We start from the raw sequence: 3505 nt of genomic DNA, 5'->3' as shown, positions 1-3505 counted from the left end.
GTGGGGTGTGGGGTTTTACCCATTTTCAGGTGGTCAATTACCTAATTTTCAGGGAAAAAATCCCTAAATTTTCCCCCCAATCACTCCAATGGTAGGCACTTTTTCAGGGAAAAAAAGTCTAAAAGCCTTATCCAACAAGGTTTTTAGATTTATTCAGCAAGCCCTATCTAAATTGCTCGTTAAGACTGCAAGGGAGAAGGAGCAGGGAGAGGAAGTTTGAGCATTTGTACTAAAATTTTGAATACGCAGTTTAAATTCAGTACAGCTTACTACAATTGGAAGTGCGGAATGTGGGTCAGAGGTCTATTATTGTCGTGCCTCGATCGGCTGAAAATACCTAGAAAAAACTCTTAAGTTATACTAAAATAATTAATACAGACACACATCTTCCCAGATGGTGAAAAGGAATTATTTACCCTTGAAAACCACAGTTAAAGTCAGCACACAAACCCAATTACCCCTACATCTAGTTATCACCCATCCCCAGTATCGTTTTGTCGATTTATTCGCAGGAATCGGTGGTTTTAGAATCGCTTTGGAGAAATTGGGGGGACGTTGTTTAGGCTATTCAGAAATTGATCAACAGGCCATCCAAGTTTATCAACAAAATTTTATTAGCTATCTCAACAGCGATGAAATTGCTTTCGGAGATGTGAGTAAAATTAGCAATTTACCCGATAATCTGGATCTTATTGTCGGCGGCGTTCCCTGTCAACCTTGGTCGGTGGCGGGATGTTTACGGGGATTTGAGGATCCCCGGGGAAAACTCTGGTTTGATGTGATTAAATTAGTCCAGAAAAGTCAACCGAAAAGCTTTATTTTCGAGAATGTCAGTGGGTTGGCTAGTCCTCGCAATCGGGAGAATTTACAATTAATTATCGATGAATTAACCAGCTGTGGTTATCAAGTTTACTGGCAGTTATTAAATGCCTACGATTTTGGTTTACCCCAGAATCGCGAGAGAGTTTTTATCGTAGGAATTAGAAAAAATATAGATAACTATGAGCGGTTTAAATTTCCTTTACCTTTGGGTATCCATCCCAAGGTTTTAGATATTTTAGAAGACATCAAAAATATTCAACCCGTCGAGAAAGTTAAGTTATCAGCAGATACTTTATTTAATGGTTTTGTTCCTCCATCGAGAACTCGTTTTCAAAAAGAAGATGAATTAAATGACTTCTTTATTTTTTCTGATTTAAGAAATGGCCACACAACTATTCATTCTTGGGATATTATCAAAACTACGGAACGACAAAAAAGTATCTGTTTAGCTTTGCTGAAATTAAGACGCAGTAAAAAGTATGGCGAAAAAGATGGTCATCCCGTGGCTTTTTCTGCTTTTTTGGAAATTATACCCGACCTAAAAATCGAGGAACTAAATCAGTTAGTTTCTCTGGGGATTTGTTGGCAAACGCAGCAGGGTAAGTATGAATTTATTAACTCGAAAAATATGACGGGAATTAACGGCATTTATCGGATCATTTTACCGACGGCCGATATTATTCCTACCCTAACCGCTACGGGTGCTAAAGATTATATTGCCACTATTTCAATTACCGCTACTCATCCCCAAGAATACAAACAATTGTTTTTAAAGAAAATCTATAAACCCAAAAAGTTTCGAGAAATTACTCCCCAAGATGCGCGTAAATTACAAGGATTCCCCGATAATTTTATCTATCATCCACAGTCAGCCATCGCTAAAAAACAATTCGGAAACGCTGTTCCTGTACCAGTGGTGGAGGCAGTGGCAAGAAATTTACTAGAAATAATTTGACCAAATTATTAGACCGCGGGATACTGACTCATATTAAAATATTTAAAGGCTTAAAAATCCAAGTTTTCGTTGTGGGGAGTCCGTCGTCAGAAGTCGGTCATCAATACCAAATTAGTTTATACTTCATCTTTATGAGAAAGTCTGTAAATTATCCTAATTGCTAAGGAGGTTAAAAATTGAGACATTTCCTAGTAAAAATATAACTACTTTAAATTGAAAAAATGATCATGTTTAAACGATACGAAGCTGATGAACAAGTTATATTTCATGGTGATTCTTTGCCGATTTTATCCAGTGAGATTGCCTCTAATTCCGTAGATCTAATTTTTCTCGATCCTCCCTATAATATAGGTAAGCATTTTGCCGATTTTTACGACAAATGGGAATCGGAAAATGATTATATAAATTGGGCAAATCAAATTCTTGATCATTGCCTTCGTATCTTGAAACCCCAGGGAACATTATATGTTATGGCCAGCACTCAAGCAATGCCTTACTTTGATCTTTACTTAAGACAAAAAATGACGATTCTTAGTCGCATTATCTGGCATTATGATAGTTCAGGAGTACAAGCAACAAAATACTTTGGTTCGATGTATGAACCAATACTTCACTGTGTGAAAGATAAAAATAATTACACTTTTAATTCAAAGGATATTAAGATAGAAGCAAAAACCGGAGCAAAACGAAAACTAATTGATTATAGAAAAGCGATTCCGAGTCAATACAATACAGAGAAAGTACCGGGCAATGTTTGGTATTTCCCTAGGGTCAGATATCGCATGGATGAATACGAAAATCATCCCTCACAAAAACCTGAATCATTGCTAGAAAGAATTATTTTGGCCAGCACTGACAAGAGTGGAATTGTGCTTGATCCATTTGCAGGAACTTTTACAGCTGCAGCTGTAGCTAAACGTTTGGGAAGAATTTCTATTAGTATAGAATCGCAAGAGGAGTATTTAAAAATTGGTCTTCGACGGATTCTCGGATGGCAAGAATACAAGGAAGAAAAGTTACTACCACCTCAAAAAAGCTATAGTAGAAAAAGCGAAAATAAACAAGAATCTAACTTTGTACAGGAGAGTCTTTTCGATGTCGATAGTAAAGCATGAATTCACCAAGATAATTATTAAAATTATCGATAATTACTTTCCCAATCAGGGAAATAGCATTTTAAATGCTAGTGAGTTATTGCAATATTTGAACATTAAAACTAGAGCCGCTAATCGAGGTTCTAAATCCCGAGCAGGATTGGCTAACCATTATGCCATTTATGTTTTAGTGGAAGACTATATTAATAATGAGTTTCATCTTAAGGATGGATACGACGAGTATCAAGGCGCTCAGTATATGACACTTTTTCGCAGGCAAAGGGAGCTTCCTTTTGGCGATAAATTACAAAATCATGCTCTCAATCATCGATTAAATCAGGAATTTAAAAAGTATTTTCCTACTTTATCTTATCTGCCGATAATTAGAGATGTTAAAACCAATAGATACTGGCTTAATGAGAATTTAATTAAGTTTTATCTAGAGGGTAATCAAGTTAATATTGCCCTGGTCATTATAGATATAATTGATGCCTATGTGCAAACAAGACAAAAAGCATTTAGAGAATTACAGAGAATGATTGATCCTATAATAATGGGAAAATCCTCAGAGTGAGGAACTCGCATGAAACCAGCATCCCTGATTCAACTAACCGATAGTCTGAAAGCCCTTTAT

Annotated in this window: 3 protein-coding genes; all 3 read left to right on the top strand. The window is 36.3% G+C overall.

The features are described 5' to 3' along the window. Positions 1-394: 394 nt before the first annotated feature. A complete protein-coding gene (locus H6G48_RS04150; RefSeq protein ID WP_190719356.1) occupies positions 395-1777 on the top strand; it encodes a DNA cytosine methyltransferase in 1383 nt (460 codons plus the stop codon). Between the two features lie 227 nt (positions 1778-2004). Then, on the top strand, positions 2005-2892 hold the full coding sequence (yhdJ, locus tag H6G48_RS04145; RefSeq protein WP_190719353.1) for an adenine-specific DNA-methyltransferase: 888 nt from the start codon (positions 2005-2007) through the stop codon (positions 2890-2892). Continuing rightward, positions 2873-3445 (top strand): hypothetical protein, encoded by a 573-nt coding sequence (locus tag H6G48_RS04140; protein WP_242034521.1) that lies wholly within the window; start codon positions 2873-2875, stop codon positions 3443-3445. Before yhdJ ends, H6G48_RS04140 begins: the two co-directional genes overlap by 20 nt. The last annotated feature ends 60 nt before the right edge of the window (positions 3446-3505 follow it).

The sequence above is a fragment of the Microcystis flos-aquae FACHB-1344 genome, from assembly GCF_014698375.1.
Lineage (GTDB): Bacteria > Cyanobacteriota > Cyanobacteriia > Cyanobacteriales > Microcystaceae > Microcystis > Microcystis aeruginosa.
Note: the sequence above shows the minus strand (reverse complement) of the source record. Positions and strands in the feature narration are given on the sequence as shown.

What these genes read in the sequence shown, in the direction of transcription:
- H6G48_RS04150 (WP_190719356.1), top strand. Translation starts at nt 395, where the DNA reads ATGGTGAAAAGGAATTATTTACCCTTGAAAACCACAGTTAAAGTCAGC.
- yhdJ (WP_190719353.1), top strand. Translation starts at nt 2,005, where the DNA reads ATGTTTAAACGATACGAAGCTGATGAACAAGTTATATTTCATGGTGAT.
- H6G48_RS04140 (WP_242034521.1), top strand. Translation starts at nt 2,873, where the DNA reads ATGTCGATAGTAAAGCATGAATTCACCAAGATAATTATTAAAATTATC.